Origin of the sequence: Erythrobacter sp. JK5 (assembly GCF_018205975.1) — a bacterium.
Classification (GTDB): Bacteria; Pseudomonadota; Alphaproteobacteria; order Sphingomonadales; family Sphingomonadaceae; genus Erythrobacter.
The window spans coordinates 1,933,668-1,950,803 of the sequence record NZ_CP073577.1 but is presented as its reverse complement, the minus strand read 5'-3'; the positions used below and the strand labels follow the sequence as shown (position 1 = coordinate 1,950,803).

18 protein-coding genes, 1 tRNA gene and 1 pseudogene are annotated in these 17,136 nt (G+C 64.4%); 11 read left to right on the top strand and 9 right to left on the bottom strand.

Annotated features, from left to right (window positions below):
* Positions 1-6: 6 nt before the first annotated feature.
* The gene (locus KDC96_RS09535) at positions 7-723 is read right to left on the bottom strand and encodes a ParA family protein (protein ID WP_212448221.1); all 717 of its coding nucleotides are present in this window, start codon (positions 721-723) and stop codon (positions 7-9) included.
* 259 nt (positions 724-982) lie between these two features.
* Here KDC96_RS09535 and KDC96_RS09530 point away from each other — a divergent pair, with 259 nt between their 5' ends.
* The 6 genes from KDC96_RS09530 (at position 983) to KDC96_RS09510 (ending at position 5,053) form a co-directional block, all read left to right on the top strand.
* Positions 983-1,963: an SPOR domain-containing protein gene (locus KDC96_RS09530; RefSeq protein ID WP_212448220.1), complete on the top strand. Its 981-nt coding sequence runs from the start codon at positions 983-985 to the stop codon at positions 1,961-1,963.
* Positions 1,964-2,095: 132 nt separating this feature from the next.
* Positions 2,096-2,440, top strand: a complete 345-nt coding sequence (locus KDC96_RS16405; protein ID WP_249171742.1) for a hypothetical protein — start codon at positions 2,096-2,098, stop codon at positions 2,438-2,440.
* Complete coding sequence (locus tag KDC96_RS09525; RefSeq protein WP_249171741.1) at positions 2,377-3,363, top strand: DUF418 domain-containing protein; 987 nt, start codon at positions 2,377-2,379, stop codon at positions 3,361-3,363. Before KDC96_RS16405 ends, KDC96_RS09525 begins: the two co-directional genes overlap by 64 nt.
* 113 nt (positions 3,364-3,476) lie before the next feature.
* Positions 3,477-3,668, top strand: a complete 192-nt coding sequence (locus KDC96_RS09520) for a bacterioferritin-associated ferredoxin (protein WP_212448219.1) — start codon at positions 3,477-3,479, stop codon at positions 3,666-3,668.
* 161 nt (positions 3,669-3,829) lie between these two features.
* A complete protein-coding gene (gene bfr, locus KDC96_RS09515) occupies positions 3,830-4,318 on the top strand; it encodes a bacterioferritin (RefSeq protein WP_212448218.1) in 489 nt (162 codons plus the stop codon).
* Between the two features lie 273 nt (positions 4,319-4,591).
* Positions 4,592-5,053 carry a hypothetical protein gene (locus tag KDC96_RS09510; RefSeq protein ID WP_212448217.1) on the top strand — a complete coding sequence of 154 codons (462 nt, stop codon included), beginning with the start codon at positions 4,592-4,594 and terminating at the stop codon, positions 5,051-5,053.
* Positions 5,054-5,122: 69 nt separating this feature from the next.
* On the opposite strand, the gene KDC96_RS09505 is transcribed toward KDC96_RS09510, so the two are convergent.
* From KDC96_RS09505 to KDC96_RS09495, 3 genes and pseudogenes are all read right to left on the bottom strand, one after another.
* Positions 5,123-5,602: a DUF2721 domain-containing protein gene (locus KDC96_RS09505; protein WP_212448216.1), complete on the bottom strand. Its 480-nt coding sequence runs from the start codon at positions 5,600-5,602 to the stop codon at positions 5,123-5,125.
* Positions 5,602-7,027: pseudogene (gene der, locus KDC96_RS09500) on the bottom strand (ribosome biogenesis GTPase Der). The gene KDC96_RS09505 and the pseudogene der overlap by 1 nt, the downstream one beginning before the upstream one ends.
* Before the next feature lie 52 nt (positions 7,028-7,079).
* Positions 7,080-7,364, bottom strand: coding sequence for a DUF3297 family protein (locus KDC96_RS09495; RefSeq protein WP_212448215.1), 285 nt, complete (start codon positions 7,362-7,364; stop codon positions 7,080-7,082).
* Positions 7,365-7,527: 163 nt separating this feature from the next.
* On the opposite strand from KDC96_RS09495, the gene KDC96_RS09490 reads away from it, so the two are divergent.
* Both KDC96_RS09490 and tig read left to right on the top strand, forming a co-directional pair.
* A tRNA-Leu gene (locus KDC96_RS09490) sits at positions 7,528-7,612 on the top strand.
* Positions 7,613-7,669: 57 nt separating this feature from the next.
* Positions 7,670-9,253 carry a trigger factor gene (tig, locus tag KDC96_RS09485; RefSeq protein WP_212448214.1) on the top strand — a complete coding sequence of 528 codons (1,584 nt, stop codon included), beginning with the start codon at positions 7,670-7,672 and terminating at the stop codon, positions 9,251-9,253.
* Between the two features lie 81 nt (positions 9,254-9,334).
* On the opposite strand, the gene KDC96_RS09480 is transcribed toward tig, so the two are convergent.
* Complete coding sequence (locus tag KDC96_RS09480; protein ID WP_212448213.1) at positions 9,335-10,831, bottom strand: amidase; 1,497 nt, start codon at positions 10,829-10,831, stop codon at positions 9,335-9,337.
* Positions 10,832-10,944: 113 nt separating this feature from the next.
* Between KDC96_RS09480 and KDC96_RS09475 the strand changes: the two genes are divergently transcribed.
* The 3 genes from KDC96_RS09475 (at position 10,945) to KDC96_RS09465 (ending at position 13,956) form a co-directional block, all read left to right on the top strand.
* Positions 10,945-11,649: an ATP-dependent Clp protease proteolytic subunit gene (locus tag KDC96_RS09475; protein WP_212448212.1), complete on the top strand. Its 705-nt coding sequence runs from the start codon at positions 10,945-10,947 to the stop codon at positions 11,647-11,649.
* A 208-nt stretch (positions 11,650-11,857) separates the two neighbouring features.
* Positions 11,858-13,129, top strand: a complete 1,272-nt coding sequence (gene clpX, locus KDC96_RS09470; RefSeq protein ID WP_212448211.1) for an ATP-dependent Clp protease ATP-binding subunit ClpX — start codon at positions 11,858-11,860, stop codon at positions 13,127-13,129.
* A 137-nt stretch (positions 13,130-13,266) separates the two neighbouring features.
* Positions 13,267-13,956 carry an aspartate/glutamate racemase family protein gene (locus KDC96_RS09465; protein WP_212448210.1) on the top strand — a complete coding sequence of 230 codons (690 nt, stop codon included), beginning with the start codon at positions 13,267-13,269 and terminating at the stop codon, positions 13,954-13,956.
* Between the two features lie 117 nt (positions 13,957-14,073).
* Here KDC96_RS09465 and KDC96_RS09460 read toward each other — a convergent pair whose 3' ends face one another.
* From KDC96_RS09460 to KDC96_RS09445, 4 genes are all read right to left on the bottom strand, one after another.
* Positions 14,074-14,622, bottom strand: a complete 549-nt coding sequence (locus KDC96_RS09460) for a fasciclin domain-containing protein (RefSeq protein ID WP_212448209.1) — start codon at positions 14,620-14,622, stop codon at positions 14,074-14,076.
* Positions 14,623-14,791: 169 nt separating this feature from the next.
* A complete protein-coding gene (locus KDC96_RS09455; protein WP_212448208.1) occupies positions 14,792-15,586 on the bottom strand; it encodes an anti-sigma factor domain-containing protein in 795 nt (264 codons plus the stop codon).
* Positions 15,583-16,176 (bottom strand): sigma-70 family RNA polymerase sigma factor, encoded by a 594-nt coding sequence (locus tag KDC96_RS09450; RefSeq protein ID WP_212448207.1) that lies wholly within the window; start codon positions 16,174-16,176, stop codon positions 15,583-15,585. The genes KDC96_RS09455 and KDC96_RS09450 overlap by 4 nt, the downstream gene beginning before the upstream one ends.
* Positions 16,176-17,132: a cation diffusion facilitator family transporter gene (locus KDC96_RS09445; protein ID WP_212448206.1), complete on the bottom strand. Its 957-nt coding sequence runs from the start codon at positions 17,130-17,132 to the stop codon at positions 16,176-16,178. The genes KDC96_RS09450 and KDC96_RS09445 overlap by 1 nt, the downstream gene beginning before the upstream one ends.
* Positions 17,133-17,136 lie beyond the last annotated feature (4 nt).

The window sequence follows — 17,136 nt, the reverse complement described above, 5'->3', positions numbered from 1 at the left end:
CGCCTCTTACTGCGCGACCCGGCGGCCGAAGCCGCCAGCGGGGCGATGCACGCCCGCGGCAGAGGTCTGTCCCGCCGGAGCGGCGAACACGGTGCGGCGAAAATTCTTTTCGAGCCGATCGGAAATGTATTTCCACAGCGCGGTGATTTCCGCGGCGCTGCGGCTTTCCGGATCGACTTCCATGACAGTGCGGCCGTCGATCATCGAGGCGGCGAAATCGGTGCGGTGGTGCAGCGTGATCGGAGCCACGGTGCCGTGCTGCGACAGCGCGACGGCTGCTTCCGAGGTGATCTTGGCCTTGGGCGTCGCGGCGTTGACCACGAACACCAGCGGCTTTCCGGCACGCTCGCACAGGTCGACCGTGGCGCCGACAGCGCGCAGATCGTGCGGGCTGGGGCGGGTCGGGACGACGATCAGTTCGGCGACGCCGATGACCGACTGGATCGCCATCGTGATCGCCGGCGGGGTGTCGATCACCGCCAGCTTGAAGCCCTGCTGGCGCAAGACCTGAAGGTCGTTGGCGAGCCGCGAGACGGTGGTCTGCGCGAAGGCGGGATATTCCGCCTCGCGCTCGTTCCACCAGTCGGCGAGCGAGCCCTGCGGATCGATGTCGATGAGAACGACCGGACCGGCGCCTGCGCGCTGGGCCTGGACGGCAAGGTGTCCGGACAGGGTCGTCTTCCCCGATCCGCCTTTCTGCGATGCCAAAGCGAGTACACGCAACGCCTGGTTCCCCCTGGATTAGCCCGTTGGATGCCGCTCAAATTTGCGGCCTGTCCGAAAGGGGATCGCAGGATACCGTTTATTTTGAGTTAATGCCGAGCGGCCCTTTGCGCTGCGTGCGAGCGGAGAATCGGGCGGCTGGCAGACACGCGCCATCGCTGCTGCAGCATGGCAACCAAATGCTAACGCTTTGTTCACTATGATCGACGAGACCAACCACGACGCCCTCCCGCGCGGGGGCAGCGCAGGAGCTTTATCGATGACCGCTATCCGCACGAACCCCAAGGCGCGCCTCGTCGCAGCGGCGGGCGCAGCGATTTTCGCAGCCACCGCCGCACCCGTGATGGCCGATGTCAAGGCCGGGGTGGACGCCTGGAGCGAGGGCGATTTCACCCGCGCGGTGGGCGAATGGCAGGGACCCGCCCAGCGCGGAGATGCCGACGCGCTGTTCAACCTCGCGCAGGCCTATCGCCTCGGGCGAGGGGTGGCGGCCGACGTCGCCCGCGCCCGCGATCTCTATGCCGAAGCCGCGCAGCGGGGCCACGTCAAGGCAGCCGACAATTACGGCCTGCTGCTGTTCCAGCAGGGCAAACACGAAACGGCGATGCCGCTGATCCGGGCGGCCTCCGAACGCGGAGACCCGCGCGCGCAATACGTAATGGGACTGGCGCACTTCAACGCCGACTTTGCCGAAAAGGACTGGATCCGCGCCTATGCGCTGATGACTCTCGCGCAATCCGCCGGCCTGCCGCAGGCCTCGGGCGCGCTGGCCCAGATGGACCAGTTCATCCCGATCGAACAGCGCCAGCTGGCGCAATCGCTCGCGCGGGACATAGAAGCCGAAGCGAGCCAGCGCCGCGCCGCCGAGCTTGCTGCAGTCGATCTTGGCCAGCGTCCGGTTCCGGCGGCACCGGTCCGGGAGTCGGTGGCTCCCGTATCCGCGTCGCGCGTTGCCCAGCCAGTTGCTCGTCCTGTTCCCGCCCCGGCCTCGCCGCGTGCGGCGAGCCGGTCCGGATCGTGGAAAGTCCAGCTCGGCGCATTCGGCGTGAGCGCCAACGCCGACAAGCTGTGGGCCCGGCTCGCAGGCCATAGCGCGCTGGCAGGTACGAGCAAACTGCTGGTCCCGGCAGGCCGCGTCACCCGGTTGCAGGCGGTCGGCTTTGCCAGTCGTGACGAGGCCGCGCAGGCCTGCGACACCCTCCAGCGCCAGGGCCAGCCGTGCCTGGTGGCTCAGCCCTAGCCTGCATCTTTTTCCCGCCGGCACCACTTTCTATCCCCACAGCGCCTGCTACGGTGCCCGACTTTCGCAGGGATCAGGTGGGGGCAATCGATGAGTGCAGGAGATCAACCGCAGGCTACCGGCTCGGTACCCATGCGCGAGGGCGAATCCGTGTCCGCGGCAGCGCTGGCGCCGGTAACCGCGAGCGAGCGGATCGGCAGCCTCGATTTCATTCGCGGTATCGCGGTGATGGGCATCCTCGCGGCGAACATCGTCGCCTTCGGCCAACCGTTCCAGGCCTATATGTATCCGGATGCGTTTCTGACCGAACACGGCCCGGTTTCCGATTGGCTCCTGATCGGCCAGCTTGTGCTGATCGACGGGAAGATGCGCGGGCTCTTCACGTTGCTGTTCGGGCCGGGATGTATCTCTTCATGGAGCGTACCTGGGCGCGTGGCGGCACTCGCTGGCGACAGATGTGGCGCCTGTTCATCCTGATGCTGTTCGGAATGATCCATTTCTACCTGATCTGGTATGGCGATATCCTGTTCTACTATGCGGTTATCGGGTTCCTTGTGGTCCCGTGTCTGCGATGGAGCGCGAATGCGCAGCTGTGGACCGGCCTGATCGGGTATGTGTTCGGCGCGCTGCTCTATGGCGCGATGCTCACCTTTCCCTATCTCGTTGCCGAAACCAGTTTCGGAGACAGCCCGGAAATGGCTGAAACCACCGAGGCTCTGGCGGATGGCAAGGCCCAAGCGCTGGCCGATGCAGCGACCGAGACTGCGCTGGTGCGTTCAGGGGATTATGCGGGCGTTGTCGCCCACCGGGTGGGTGAGCACTGGTACGAACCGTGGGCCAACACACTGCTGTTCGGCATGGAAACCCTGCCGCTGATGCTTCTCGGCGTGGCGCTTTATCGGCTCGGCTTTTTCAGCGGGGGATTCGCGTCGGCGAAGATGCGCCTGTGGGGATGGATCGGTCTTGCGGTCGGCGCTGCGTTGCATTTCGGGCTGGGGCTGTTCCTCAGGGATGCGGGCTTTGGCTGGTATGCGATGCTCGCCGTCTATGTCGGCTGGAGCCCGCTGCCACGATTGCTGATGGTGCTGGGCATTGCCGCGCTGCTGGTCGAATATTCGCCTGCGTGGACCGGCTGGCTGGGGCAGCGGATCTCGGCGGCGGGACGCGCGGCCTTCACCAATTACCTCGGCACCTCGATCGTGATGCTGTTCGTGTTTCAAGGCTGGGCGCTGGGCCTGTTCGGCGAGTTGAACCGGCCGCAGCTGTATGTCGTCACGGTGCTGGCCTGGGTGGCGATGCTGGCATGGTCGAAGCCGTGGCTCGACCGCTATCGCTACGGCCCGCTCGAATGGCTGTGGCGCTGCCTGACCTACGGGCAGGTCTTCAAGCTGAAACGCTAGCGCTGGCGACAGCGATCGTTCGACCAGCGGGGGGAGTCAAAAACCACTTGCTATTGAGAATGGTTCGCATATCTAGGTGTTGCAAACGCTTCGCAGGAGTGATTCGAGCGCCGATGTATATCTGCATTTGCAATGCTATCCGGGAAACCGACCTGCGGCAGGCCGCGCTGAGCAGCGGCGGCGATGCCGAAGCGACCTACGCGACGCTCGGCAAGCGTCCCAATTGCGGCCAATGCCTTGGCAAGGCTGGCGAAATTATCAATCAGGAACGCGCGCTGGCTTCTTGCGAGAACGTCGCAGTATAAGCTGGCGACGCGTAACTGCGAATTGATCGCAATACGCTGATTCTAAACGAAAATGTTTCCCCTGCCCTTGCCAACGTGGGTGCGCAGCCTGTAACTGGAGGGCACACGCTGCTGGTGCGCCGATCCGGTGCCGAGGCACGCTAGCGAAGGGAAACTCCGCCATGAAGGGCGATCCGAAAGTCATCGAATTCCTCAACAAGGCACTCACCAACGAGCTGACCGCGATCAACCAGTACTGGCTGCATTATCGGGTACTCGACGATTGGGGCGTGACCAAGCTCGCCGAATACGAGCGCAAGGAATCGATCGAGGAAATGGAGCACGCCGACAAGCTTGCCGCGCGCGTGCTGTTCCTGAATGGCCTGCCCAACTTCCAGGCGATCCACAATCTACGCGTCGGCGAAACGGTCGAGGAAATCCTCAAGGCCGACATGGCGCTGGAGGAAGACGCGATCCCGCTGCTGCGCGACGCGATCGAATATTGCGAAAGCGTGCGCGACTATGTCAGCCGCGACCTGTTCGCGCACATCCTCGATAACGAGGAGGAGCATGTCGATTTCCTCGAAACCCAGTTCGACATGATCGGAAAAATGGGCCTGCAGAACTACGTCCAGCTGCAAAGCAAGGCAGCGGGCGAGGGCGAAGGCTAAACCGGCGCGAATCGCCGCAAAGCGTCGCCGAGCCGCGATCTGCGCGCTGTGCGGGCCTCTGGCACGATCGGTCTAAGATCGATAAGTATCTGAAAAACCTGAAAAGCGCGCCTTTTCCGCCCCGTGGTTTGACTTGCCTGCGGCGCGGGTTCAGGTTCCCTCTTATGGGAGCGGAATCAGGGGGATAGCCACATCGGGATCGCACCTCGCACAAGAGGTCGCACGCCTTCCAAATCGATTGGGTCGCAATCCAACCGACTTTTGGAGGACTTGATGAACATCATTACCAAGACGATCGCCGGCGGCATCGCCGCAGCCACTCTGGCGCTCGCGGCACCCGCCGCAGCCGAGATGGAAATCTACGAAGACTACGAACCGTCGCAGGAAGTCGTCGAGATGACGCTCGTGAAGGTCGATTCGGGCCAGTTCGAAACCTATCTCGAAGGTCTGAAGAGCACGTGGGTCGCGGCAAACCAGGTCCAGAAAGACCTGGGTCAGGTCAAGGACTTCGCGATCTACGGTGTGCCCTACGGGGAAAACCACTTCAACTTGGTGCTCGTGGTCGTGTTCCCCAGCACCGAAATGATCGGCCCGAGCAAGGAGCGCTACATGGCGTTTCTCGATGCCTACGGCAAAGCCAACATCGACAGGGCCAACACCACCGTGCTCGAGCTCTACAACAAGATCCGCAAGATCCAGGCGACCTACATGTTGCGCAAGATCGACCTGAAATAGCGCTCGGCACCCGGCGAAAGCCGATCCGAATGGAGGGGCGGGGCAGCAATGTCCCGCCTTCTCGTTGCATCAGCGCTTTTTGCGAAAGCTCTCGCTGCCGCGCGCGGCTATGCTGGTTTCGCGCAGAAAGTGGCCGAGGCCGGTGATCAGCAGGGCGATTGTCACGACCCACAGCACCGCGATAAGGGTTCCGATCTGGGCGTCGACATAGGTCGAGACGAACAGCAGCGCGATCACCACACTGATGATGACCGCCGCCAGCGATGACAGCATGATCGCGCGCCGCGCGAACAGACGGCGGCGATAGAGCCAGTCGATTTCCGCCTGCACGCGCGCGGCCTTGTCCGGATCCTCATGCGCCTCGAGCCGTTCGATCCGGCCCGCGATCCAGTTCAGCCGGGCGACGATGACGTTCATGATGCTGCCGATGCCGACCAGCAGGAACGCCGGGGCGAGGCTCGATTGCAGCGCCTTCTGCACCGCTGGCGTGCTGGCGGTGCGCTCGAACAGTTCGGAAGCGATCCCGCCCGACAGTAGCTCCAGCAGCATCACGACTTGTCCGTGCCGCTACTGTAATTCCCTCCGCCGCCGCGGTTGGCGTTGTAGGGGTTCTTCGGGCTCTTGAGCGTCACCCGCACCGGCACCGCGTCGAAGCCCAGCTTGGCGCGGATGCCGTTGACGAGGTAGCGCTCGTAGCTCTTGGGCAGCGCGTCGAGGCGACTGCCGAACACCACGAAGCGCGGCGGGCGGGTACCGGCCTGGGTGATGTAGCGCAGCTTGATCCGCCGGCCTCCGGGGCGGGCGGGGGTTGGCTTCGAGCGCATCGTCGAACCAGCGGTTGAGCGCGGCGGTCGGCACGCGTTTCGACCAGCTGTCGCGCAGCTCGAACGCGGCGCCGAGCATCGGATCGAGGCCCTTGCCGGTCTTGGCGCTGACCGCGAACAGCGGCAGGCCGCGCACCTGCGCCAGCCCATCGTCGAGCGCGGCGCGGATGCCGTTGAACAGCCCGCTGGGGTCTTCGGCCACGTCCCACTTGTTGATCGCGATCATTAGCGCGCGGCCCTCTTCGAGCACCAGCGACGCGATCTTGAGGTCCTGGTGTTCCAGCCCCTGCGTCGCGTCGAGCAGCAAGATCACGACCTCGGCAAAGTCGACCGCGCGGCGCGCATCGGCGACCGAGAGCTTTTCGAGTTTCTCGACGACGTTGCGCTTCTTGCGCATGCCCGCCGTGTCGATCAGGCGGATATCGCGTGATTCCCCCGATTTGGGATCGGTCCATTGCCAGTCGATCGCGATCGAATCGCGCGTGATCCCGGCTTCGGGACCGGTCAGCAGGCGGTCTTCGCCCAGCAGCCGGTTGATCAGCGTGGATTTGCCCGCATTGGGCCGCCCGACGATCGCGAGCTTCAACGGGCCGAGCGGCGCGTCCTCTTCCTCGCTCTCGGCGAGATCGGTGGCGGCTTCGGCCGCATCCGCTTTTTCGCCGATGATCGGCCACAGCGCTGCGAACAGGTCGGCCACGCCTTCGCCATGCTCGGCAGACAGCGCGACCGGATCGCCCAGCCCCAGCGAATAGCTTTCGAGCACGCCGCTCTCGCCTGCCGATCCTTCGGCCTTGTTGGCGACCAGCACGATCGGCACGTCGTGTTCGCGCAGGTAGCGGGCGATCTCCTCGTCGAGCGGGGTCAGCCCGGCGCGCGCATCGACTACGAACAGCGCCGCGTCGGCACCCTCCAGACTTGCCTCGGTCTGCTTGCGCATCCGGCCCGGCAGGGTGAGTTCGTCCTCGTCCTCCCACCCGGCGGTATCGACGATGGTGAATTGCAGGCCTGCGATCTCGGCATCGCCCATCCGCCGGTCGCGCGTCACCCCGGGCTGGTCGTCGACCAGCGCGAGCTTCTTGCCCACGAGCCGGTTGAACAGCGTCGACTTGCCGACGTTGGGACGACCGATGATGATGACCTGCGGTTTCATGATGCTCGCCAAGTGGCCACTGCCGGCCGACTTGGCAAGCAGCGCGGCGCGATCAGCCCTTTTTCGCGACGGGCGGATCGTCGCCGAGATCCTCGAACCAGGCCTCGACCTCGCCGGCGAGCTTGATCAGCAGCGGTTGCCCCTTGCGGTCGACGGTCTTGCCCGCCTGCACCTTCACCCAGCCTTCGGAGATCGAATATTCCTCGATATCGGTGCGCTCGCGCCCCTTGAACCGGATGCCGACGCCGCGTTGCAGCGCATCGGCGTCGAAATGTGGGCTGCGCGGGTTGACCGAGAGGTGTTCGGGCGGGGTGGTGGGCTTTTCGTCTTCGCTCATTCGCGCGCCTCTAATATCGCGGGCTCATCTAAACAAGCGCGATATGCCTCCCCATATCCCATTCCACAGGCAGCCCGCGCTTGCCCTTTTCGCTTTCGAGCGATAGAGGCGCGCAGATACGCGCGGGAGCCGGTCGGTTTCCCGCGCGGCTTCGTTCGGGCTAGCGGGCGTGGCGGAATTGGTAGACGCGCTGGTTTTAGGTACCAGTATCGCAAGATGTGGGGGTTCGAGTCCCTTCGCCCGCACCAGTTCGCCGCGCTTCGGACCGGACCCCAGTTATTCGAGAAGGCTTCAGTACCATTCCCATGCAGACCAAGCAGACGACCAACGAAGGGCTCAAGCGCGCCTACCAGATCACGATCACCGCCGAGGAAATCGCGGCAAAGATCGACGGCGAGATCAAGAAGATCGCGCCGCAGGTAAAAATGCCGGGTTTCCGCCCGGGCAAGGTGCCGGCAAACCTCGTCAAGAAAATGCACGGCGAGCAGATCCATGCGCAGGTGGTCAACGATGCCATCCGCGAATCGGTCGACGGCCTGATCAAGGACGAGGAGCTGCGTCCGGCGATGCAGCCCCGGATCGAGCTGGACGAGGGCTACGACGAGGGCAAGCCTGTCGAGCTCACGGTCGAGCTGGAAGTGCTGCCGGTGGTCGATGCGCCCAGCATCGACGGGTTGAAGCTCGAAAAGCTGGTCGTGCCGGTCACCGACGAGCAGATCGCAGAAGCGATCGGCAACATCGCGGGCCAGAACAAGAGCTACAAGGATGCGCCCAAAACGAGGAAAGCGGCCGAGGGCGACCAGCTGATCATCGACTTCCTCGGCAAGCTCGACGGTGAGCCGTTCGAAGGCGGCAAGGCCGAGGATGCGCCGCTGGTGATCGGTTCGGGCGCGTTCATTCCGGGCTTCGAAGAGCAGCTGACGGGCGTGAAGACCGGCGATGAAAAGACCATCACCGTGACCTTCCCCGAAGATTACCAGGCCGCGCATCTCGCCGGCAAGGAAGCGACCTTCGACGTGACCGTGAAAGCGGTGAAGGTCGAAACCGACACCGCGATCGACGATGAGTTCGCCAAGAACCTCGGTCTCGACAGCCTCGACAAGCTGAAAGAGATCATGAAGGGGCAGCTCGAACAGCAGACCGCCGGGCTCACCCGCACGCAGATGAAGCGTTCGCTGCTCGATCAGCTCGCCGCACACCACGATTTCGAAGTGCCGCAGACCATGGTGGATGCCGAATTCGACCAGATCTGGGCGCAGCTGCAGCAGGAAGCGGCCAAGGAAGACAATCCCGAGGATGCGCTCAAGCAGATCGAGGACGAGAAGGACGATTACAAGGCGATTGCCGAACGCCGGGTGCGGCTCGGCCTGTTGCTGTCCGAAATCGGCCAGGCCAACGGCGTCGAAGTGACGCAGCAGGAAATGTCGATGCTGGTGCAGCAGGCGGCGCAGCAATATCGCGAGGAAGATCGCGAGCGCTTCATGCAGTATATCCAGCAGGAGCCGATGGCTGCGGCCCAGCTGCGCGCACCGCTCTACGAAGACAAGGTCGTCGACTTCCTGTTCGACAAGGCCGATGTCACGACGCGCGAAGTGACGCAGGACGAACTACAAGCCGCTATCGAAGCGGACGAGGACGCCGAGGCGCAAAAGGCGAAAGCCAAGGCCGCGCCGAAGAAGAAGGCTGCGGCCAAGAAGCCCGCGGCCAAGAAGGCGCCCGCAAAGAAGGCCCCCGCCAAGAAGGCGGACGCCGCCGAGAAGCCCGCAGCCAAGAAGGCTCCGGCCAAGAAGCCAGCGGCCAAGAAAGCCCCGGCCGAAACGGCTGCTGCGAAGAAACCTGCGGCGAAAAAGGCTCCGGCAAAGAAGGCCCCGACAAAGAAGGCAAAGTAGGCAAGCGAAGCGAGTCCCCGCGCAGGCGGGGACCTTCCTTCGGTCCGGCACTACCCCCGCCCGCGCGGGTGGACAGCGCCCTTATTCGGCCGGTTTCCAGCGTTTGAACGAAGGCGTGGGCAGCGTGGCTGTCCGCGCCCGTTCGTATGCGGCACCGGCTTTCAGAACCGCGTGATCCTCCCACTTCGCGCCGAAGAAGCTGATCCCCACCGGCAGTCCCTCGACCGCGCCCATCGGCACGGTGAGGTGCGGATAGCCCGCGATCGCGGCGGGTGATCCGAACCCGATCGAGCCGTTGAAATGGTCGCCATTGACGAGGTCGCTGACCCACGCGGGCCCGCGCGTCGGGGCGACGAGGAATTGCACGCCGTGCTCGGCGAAAAGCTTGTCGAGCGTTTCCGGCCCGGCAATCCGCAGCGCATTGGCGCGCGCCTTTTCGTAGGCCTCGCGGTCGGTGGTCGATTCGGCCTGTTCGAAAATGCCCTGATCGAACCAGCGCATCTCGCTGTCGGCATTGGCGGTGTTGAACGCAATCAGGTCGGCGAGGCTGCGCGGGGTTTCGCCACCCTCCATCTCCGGGATGGAGCGCAGGTATTCGCCTATCGTTTCGCGCAGTTCGAACAGCAGGATAGTGAAGCTGTCGTCCCAGATCGCGTTGTTCATTGCGAACTCGATATCGACCAGCACCGCGCCCGCGCGCTCCAGATCGTCGAGCGAGCGCTCGAACACCGCCTTCACATCCTCGCGATTGCCGATCTGGCCACGCATCACGCCGATCCGCACCCCGTCGAGCGAGAACTCGTCGAGCCCCGTCGCGTAGTCGGCGACGCGCGGAATGCCCAAGGTTGCGGCGTCCGCCGGGTCTTCGCCCGCGATCGCGGTGAGCAGCATCGCGGCGTCCTTCACGGACTGCGTCATCGGCCCGGCGGTGTCCTGCGTAGAGGAAATCGGCACCACATGCGTGCGGCTGACGAGCCCGACGCTCGGCTTGAAGCCAACGATCCCATTGATCGAGGCGGGGCAGGTGATCGATCCGTTGGTCTCCGTTCCGATAGCGGCCCATGCGAAACCCGCTGCCACCGCCGCGCCGCTGCCCGAGGACGAACCGCAGGTGTTGCGATCGATCGCGTGCGGGTTCTTCGTCAGCCCGCCGACCGCGCTCCACCCGCTGGTCGAATCGTCCGAGCGGATATTTGCCCATTCGCTGAGGTTGGTCTTGCCCAGCACCACCCCGCCTGCCGCGCGCAGGTTCGCAATCAGCGGCGCATCGCGGCGGGTGACATTGTTCGCCAGCGCGAGGCTGCCGGCGGTGGTCGCGAATTCGCGCGTTTCGATATTGTCCTTGACCAGCACTGTCCGGCCCCGAAGCGGAAGCCCTGCGGCGGCAGCGGCCCGAGCCTCGGCGGCGGCCTTGTCCGGTTCGGCCTGGACGATTACGGCGTTGAGCCTGGGCCCGTCATCGTCGAGCGCGGCAATGCGTTCGAGCTGGGCAAGCACATCCTGTCCGGGGGATGCGAAAGCCGGAATGGCCAAGAGAAGAGAAAACGCCGCCAGCGGGGCCGATTTGCGAATTGTCATCGGTCTTGTCTGTCATTTCCGGTCGGTTTCCCCAAGCCGAAAGTTAATGCCCTTGAAGATTGCGCAGCGGCGTCCGACATAGGCGGGCAATCATTCGGACGAGGATAGACTTCATGATCGACCTGCTCGGCAATTCCGGCGAAACCTTCGGCACCCAGGGCCAGTTCACGCGCGATCCCGTTACCGGCGCGCTGGTGCCGGTGGTGGTCGAGCAGACCAGCCGGGGCGAGCGCAGTTTCGATATCTTCAGCCGCCTGCTGCGCGAACGGATCGTGTTCGTCACCGGGCAGGTCGAAGACGGCATGGCCTCGCTCATCACCGCGCAGCTGCTGTTCCTCGAAAGCGAGAACCCCTCGAAGCCGATCAGCATGTACATCAACTCGCCCGGCGGCGTGGTGACGGCCGGCATGGCGATCCACGACACGATGCAATACATCAAGCCGCGCGTGTCGACCGTGTGCATGGGGCAGGCGGCGTCGATGGGCAGCTTCCTGCTGGCCGCGGGCGAGCCCGGCATGCGAGTGGCGTTGCCGAATGCGCGGATCATGGTCCACCAGCCTTCGGGCGGAGCGCGCGGCATGGCGTCGGATATCGAGATCCAGGCGCGCGAAATCCTGCGGATCAAGGCGCGGATGAACGATCTTTACGTGAAATACACCGGCCAGACCCTCGACGAGATCGAAAAGGCCATGGACCGCGACACTTTCCTCGAAGCCGAAGAAGCGATGAAATTCGGAATCGTCGACAAGGTGTTCGAAACCCGGCCCGAAAACGAGGAATCTGACAAGGACGAAGGCTCCGGCGGGGCTCCCGAATAACAGTTGGAAAGGTTTCTGCGCTAAACGCCCCAGGGTGGGACGCGGTGCAGTATGGCTGGTCCGATGCGGCACAGCAGGCCGTTTCGAGCGGCTGCCCGGACCCAAAAACGCGCGCCATGTGTTGATTCCCCCGGCGCGCAAGATAGAGTCGGCGAATCCGGGCGGGTTGCCTGCGGCAAGCGTTGCGCGGATTCGAGGATGAACAGGAATGACGAAATTGAGCGGATCTGACAGCAAGAGCACTCTGTATTGCAGCTTCTGCGGCAAGTCGCAGCACGAAGTGCGCAAGCTGATTGCCGGACCGACCGTGTTTATTTGCGACGAGTGTGTCGAGCTTTGCAACGACATCATTCGCGAAGAAACCAAGGCCGGAATTGCAGGCAAGAAGGAAGGCGAGGTTCCCACCCCGTCGGAAATCTTCGCGACGCTCAACGATTATGTCATCGGTCAGGACAGCGCCAAGCGGAACCTCTCGGTCGCGGTCCACAACCATTACAAGCGCCTGAAGCACAGCGGCAAGGCGGGCGATGTCGAACTCGCCAAGTCGAACATTCTGCTGGTCGGTCCGACCGGCACCGGGAAGACGCTGCTCGCGCAGACGCTGGCGCGGACTTTCGACGTGCCGTTCACGATGGCCGATGCGACCACGCTGACCGAAGCCGGCTACGTCGGCGAAGACGTGGAAAACATCATTCTCAAGCTGCTCCAGAGCTCCGACTACAACGTCGAAAAGGCGCAGCACGGCATCGTCTATATCGACGAGATCGACAAGATCACCCGCAAGGCGGAAAACCCCTCGATCACGCGCGATGTGTCGGGCGAGGGCGTGCAGCAGGCGCTGCTCAAGCTGATGGAAGGCACCACCGCTTCGGTTCCGCCGCAGGGCGGGCGCAAGCATCCGCAGCAGGAATTCCTGCAGGTCGACACGACCAACATCCTGTTCATCTGCGGCGGCGCGTTTGCCGGTCTCGACAAGATCATCGCCGACCGTCTGCAGAAGCGCTCGATCGGTTTCGGCGCGCATGTCGCCGATCCGGACAAGCGCCGCGTCGGCGAGCTGCTTGAAAAGAGCGAACCCGAAGACCTGCTGAAATTCGGTCTGATTCCCGAATTCGTCGGCCGTCTGCCGGTGATCGCGACGCTTCACGATCTCGATGTCGATGCGCTGGTGACGATCCTCAACGAGCCAAAGAACGCGCTGGTGAAACAGTACAAGAAGCTGTTCGAACTCGAAGACGTGGAACTCAGCTTCACCGACGATGCGCTCAAGGCGATCGCCGAACGCGCGATCCTGCGCAAGACCGGCGCGCGCGGGCTGCGCTCGATCGTCGAAGGCATCCTGCTCGATACGATGTTCGACCTGCCCGACATGGAAGGCGTGACCGAAATCGTGATCGACGGCGAAGTGGTCGAAGGCAAGAAGGACCCGATCCGCGTTCACTCGAACGACGACGACGCCGAGAAGGAAGCGGCGGCTTAGCCTGTTCGCCCTCAAACGCCGGGCGCGCGCATCCGCGCGGCTGGTTTTCCTCGCATAATCTCGGGCGGCCAATCGGCCCCGCCGTTCGCGGCGCGAACCGTCTGGTTCGTGCCGAACTTCACCGCTAGAGCCGCTCCATGAAAACCTTAGGTATTCTCGGCGGGATGAGCTGGGAAAGCTCGGCCCAATATTACGCCATCATCAATCGCGAAGTGCGCGCGCGGCGCGGCGGGATCGTCTCGGCGCCGCTGCTGATGCACAGCTTCGATTTCGACGCCATCGCCGCGCTACAGAAGGCGGACGAGTGGGACCGGCTCGGCGACATGCTGGGCGAGGCGGCGACCGGGCTGGAGCGTGCAGGCGCGGAAGCGATCCTGATCGCTACCAACACCATGCACCTCGTCGCCCCGCGCGTCGAAGAGCACATTTCCTGCCCGCTGTTGCACATTGCCGATCCGCTGGCGGAGGCGATCAAGGCTGCGGGGCACGATACGGTCGGGCTGCTCGCCACCCGCTTCACCATGGAGCAGCCGTTCTACGCCGAGCGGTTGGCCGAGCGCGGCCTGGCCGTTGTAGTGCCGGGATCCGAGGACCGGGCGGAAATGCACCGGATCATCTTCGCAGAACTATGCGCCGGCGAAATCCGCGAGGAGTCGCGGCGATTCTACTGCAATATGATCGACGATCTGCAAATGCGCGGCGCGCAGGGTATCGCGCTCGCCTGCACCGAGATCATGCTGCTGATCGATCAGGATCACAGCCCGCTGCCGCTGTTCGATACGACCCGACTGCATGCCAAGGCGGCGGTCGACTTCGCACTGAGTTGAGCTCACCCCCACACAAAACCCCGCCCGGCATGGAGGATTGCCGGACGGGGTCCTGTGAAGCGCTGCCCCTGAGTGGGAGGGGGAACGGCGGGGCAGCGCAAAGCGATGGGGGGTGGGTCAGGCCGGGAGGAACACTCCATCGGTGACGTGAATGACGCCGTTCGACGTGCTCACGTCGGCCTGCGTGACCGCGCTCGCGCGGCCCTTTGCGTCGGTGATGATGATGGTGTCGCCCGAAAGGCGGGCCGTCAGCTTTCCGCCGGCCACCGTGGTGATGCTGGCTTCGCCGCCATGCTTCTTGATCAGGCTGACGAGATCGCTGCTGGTCACGTTACCGGCGACTGCGTGGTAGGTCAGGATATTGGTGAGGGTGCCCTTGTTCTCGGGCTTCACCAGCGTCGCGACGGTGCCGTCGGGCAGCTTGGCGAATGCGGTGTCGGTCGGCGCGAAAACGGTGAACGGGCCTGGGCTCGCAAGGGTATCGACCAGGCCGGCGGCCTTGACCGCGGCGACCAGTGTTTCGTGCACGCCGGTGCTCATCGCGGTTTCGACGATGTTGGGAGCCTGCTGCGCGGCGGCTTTGTGGTGATGCGCGGCGGCAGGGGCGGTGGCGATGGCGGCAAGACCGGTGGTCGCAGCGATCGCGGCCAGCGCCGCGGCTTTCAAACTCTTGGGGGTACAGGCATGGGGTTCTCCTTGGTCTGCAAGCCCTCCCGGTCTTGCGCTTGGAGCTACGCATGCGACTGCGGGGCGGATGCGAAAAAATCGCAAAGACCTGGGAAATATCGCGAACTGCGCGCCGGACTGTCCGGCGTCCGCGACGGGCGCGCGGGGCTCAGACCTGGCTGAACGCGCCTTCGGCCACGACCGGTCCGGCGGCTTCGCCCTCGGGCTTGCCGCCGATCGGTTCGCGCGTAAGCACCAGTTGCGAACCGTCGATGATGTTGCGCGCGATGTCATCGGGCAGATCGACGCTCACGATCTGACCCGGGGTGACGACGCCGAGCGATTGCAGGTCGCCCTGCGCCGGGACCAGCCACAATTCGTGATCGTGCACCCCGTCGGCGGTGAGGCCGATCGCGGTCACCAGCATCCGCTCGCTTTCGGGCAAGTAGGTGACGTCGAGCCGCAATCCGGTGTCGCCGATCGGCACCGTCGCCATCAGCGGCGCTGCCGAGGCCTGGCCGGCAATGCCGGGTGGCAAGTCGTCGGTTGGCGCCGGACCGTCGGGGATGACGAGAAATGCCAAAGCGATTGCAGCGGCGGCGGAGGTGATCCCGGCGGTCCACTGCCAGCGACGCAGGCGGCTGCGGAGCTCGATGACGGTCCCGGTTTCGGCCGCCGGCCCGCCGGTCATGGACACCGGCGCAGCGCCCGCACCGCGCTGTGCGATCCGTGCTGCGATGGTGTCCCACACCTCGGGGCCCGGCTCGGCACCGCCGACCGCATCGGTCAGCGGCACGAACCAGTCGTCCCACCACTGCTTGCGCGCGGCGAATTCGGCATCGGTCGCAAGCCGCCCGCGCGCGGCGAGCAGTTCCTCGCCTTCGAGCAGGCCGAGCGAGAATTCGGCGGCGAGCACCTTGTCGTCGCGGTTGTCCATCGGATCCATGTCTTCGGGGCCGCTCATTCGCTCGCCTCCAGGCAGGCACGCAGCTTCATCAGCGCACGGCGGATCCAGCTTTTCATCGTGCCGAGCGGCACATCCGCAGCCTCGGCCAGCTGAGCGTAGGTGCGGCCCTCGAAGAACGCTCCGCGAATATGCTGCTGCACATTGTCGTCGAGCTTGCCGAGACAGAGGTGAATCTGCGCCGATTGTTCGGCATCGATCAGCAGGCTGTCGGCCAGCGGCGTTTCGTCGGGCAGGGGGGCGGCTTCCTCGACCGGGACCGCGCCGCCGCGCACCTTGCCCGTGCGCAGGCGATCGATGGCGCGGTTGCGCGCAAAGGTCGCGAGCCACGAAATGGGGCTCGCGCGTTCCGGATCGTACCGGTCGGCTCTTTGCCAAAGATTGACGTATACGTCCTGCAAGGCGTCTTCTGCTTCTTTCCTGTCGCCCAAGATACGAAGGCAGATGCCGAACAGTTTCACGCGGGTGGCGGTGTATATTTCTTCGAGCGCGGCGCTGTCGCCTTCGCCCAGCCGCACCATCGCCGCGCGCAACGCTTCGCGCGCTTCGGCGCTGGCGGGCGTCGGACCGGATGCGGGGTTGGCTTCCATCAGCAGCCGGCCCCGCACGGATCGTTTTCGGTGCCGCGCTCGATCTGGATCGTCGCATGATTGATGCCGAAGCGGCTGCGCAGCGAATCGCTGATCTCGCGCAGAAACGCGTCCGAACACGGTTCGCCCGGCATCACCAGATGCGCGGTCAGCGCCGTCTCGGTCGTCGACATCGGCCAGATATGCAGGTCATGCACGGTTTCCACCCCCTCCAGCCCCGCCAAATGACGCCGCACTTCGCCAACGTCAATGCTTGCAGGAACTGCAAGCAGGCTCATCCTGAGGCTGTCCTTGGCCAGACCCCATGTGCCCCATGCGATCATCCCCACGATCGCGAGGCTGACTACCGGATCGATCCACCACAGCCCGGTGATCAGGATCGCGAAACCCGCCACCACCACGCCGACCGAGACCAGCGCGTCGGCCGCCATGTGCAGGTAGGCACCGCGAATGTTGAGGTCATCCTGCCCGCGCATGAACAGCATCGCGGTCCCCGCGTTGATCGCGATTCCGATCCCGGCGACCACCACCATCACGGTCCCCTGCGGCTCGACCGGCTCGAACAGGCGGTGAAAGGTCTCGAACAGGATCGCACCGATCGCGATCGCCAGCAGCAGCGCATTGGCGAGCGCGGCGAGAATGGTCGAGCTCTTGAACCCGTAGGTGAAGGTGTCCGACGGGGGTCGTTTGGCGGCGACCGTCGCTCCCCACGCCAGCAGCAGCGCCAGCACGTCGGACAGATTGTGCCCGGCATCGGCGACCAGCGCCATCGAGCCGTAAAGGAAGCCGAAAGTCGCCTCGACCACGACGAACACGGAATTGAGCCCGATGCCGATGGCGAAGGCGTGGCCGAAATCCTTGGGAGCGTGGCTGTGTCCGGGACCATGCGCATGGTCGTGCCCGTGCTCGTGCCCCCGCTCGTGATCTTGATGATGATGTGCGTGCGCGTGACCCATTGGC

Coding starts and splice junctions, on each gene's coding strand:
- KDC96_RS09510 (WP_212448217.1), top strand. CDS start 4,592: ATGAACATCATTACCAAGACGATCGCCGGCGGCATCGCCGCAGCCACT.
- tig (WP_212448214.1), top strand. CDS start 7,670: ATGCAGACCAAGCAGACGACCAACGAAGGGCTCAAGCGCGCCTACCAG.
- clpX (WP_212448211.1), top strand. CDS start 11,858: ATGACGAAATTGAGCGGATCTGACAGCAAGAGCACTCTGTATTGCAGC.
- KDC96_RS16405 (WP_249171742.1), top strand. CDS start 2,096: ATGCGCGAGGGCGAATCCGTGTCCGCGGCAGCGCTGGCGCCGGTAACC.
- KDC96_RS09520 (WP_212448219.1), top strand. CDS start 3,477: ATGTATATCTGCATTTGCAATGCTATCCGGGAAACCGACCTGCGGCAG.
- KDC96_RS09495 (WP_212448215.1), bottom strand. CDS start 7,364: ATGAGCGAAGACGAAAAGCCCACCACCCCGCCCGAACACCTCTCGGTC.
- KDC96_RS09445 (WP_212448206.1), bottom strand. CDS start 17,132: ATGGGTCACGCGCACGCACATCATCATCAAGATCACGAGCGGGGGCAC.
- KDC96_RS09525 (WP_249171741.1), top strand. CDS start 2,377: ATGGAGCGTACCTGGGCGCGTGGCGGCACTCGCTGGCGACAGATGTGG.
- KDC96_RS09465 (WP_212448210.1), top strand. CDS start 13,267: ATGAAAACCTTAGGTATTCTCGGCGGGATGAGCTGGGAAAGCTCGGCC.
- KDC96_RS09455 (WP_212448208.1), bottom strand. CDS start 15,586: ATGAGCGGCCCCGAAGACATGGATCCGATGGACAACCGCGACGACAAG.
- bfr (WP_212448218.1), top strand. CDS start 3,830: ATGAAGGGCGATCCGAAAGTCATCGAATTCCTCAACAAGGCACTCACC.
- KDC96_RS09475 (WP_212448212.1), top strand. CDS start 10,945: ATGATCGACCTGCTCGGCAATTCCGGCGAAACCTTCGGCACCCAGGGC.
- KDC96_RS09450 (WP_212448207.1), bottom strand. CDS start 16,176: ATGGAAGCCAACCCCGCATCCGGTCCGACGCCCGCCAGCGCCGAAGCG.
- KDC96_RS09505 (WP_212448216.1), bottom strand. CDS start 5,602: ATGCTGCTGGAGCTACTGTCGGGCGGGATCGCTTCCGAACTGTTCGAG.
- KDC96_RS09530 (WP_212448220.1), top strand. CDS start 983: ATGACCGCTATCCGCACGAACCCCAAGGCGCGCCTCGTCGCAGCGGCG.
- KDC96_RS09480 (WP_212448213.1), bottom strand. CDS start 10,831: ATGACAATTCGCAAATCGGCCCCGCTGGCGGCGTTTTCTCTTCTCTTG.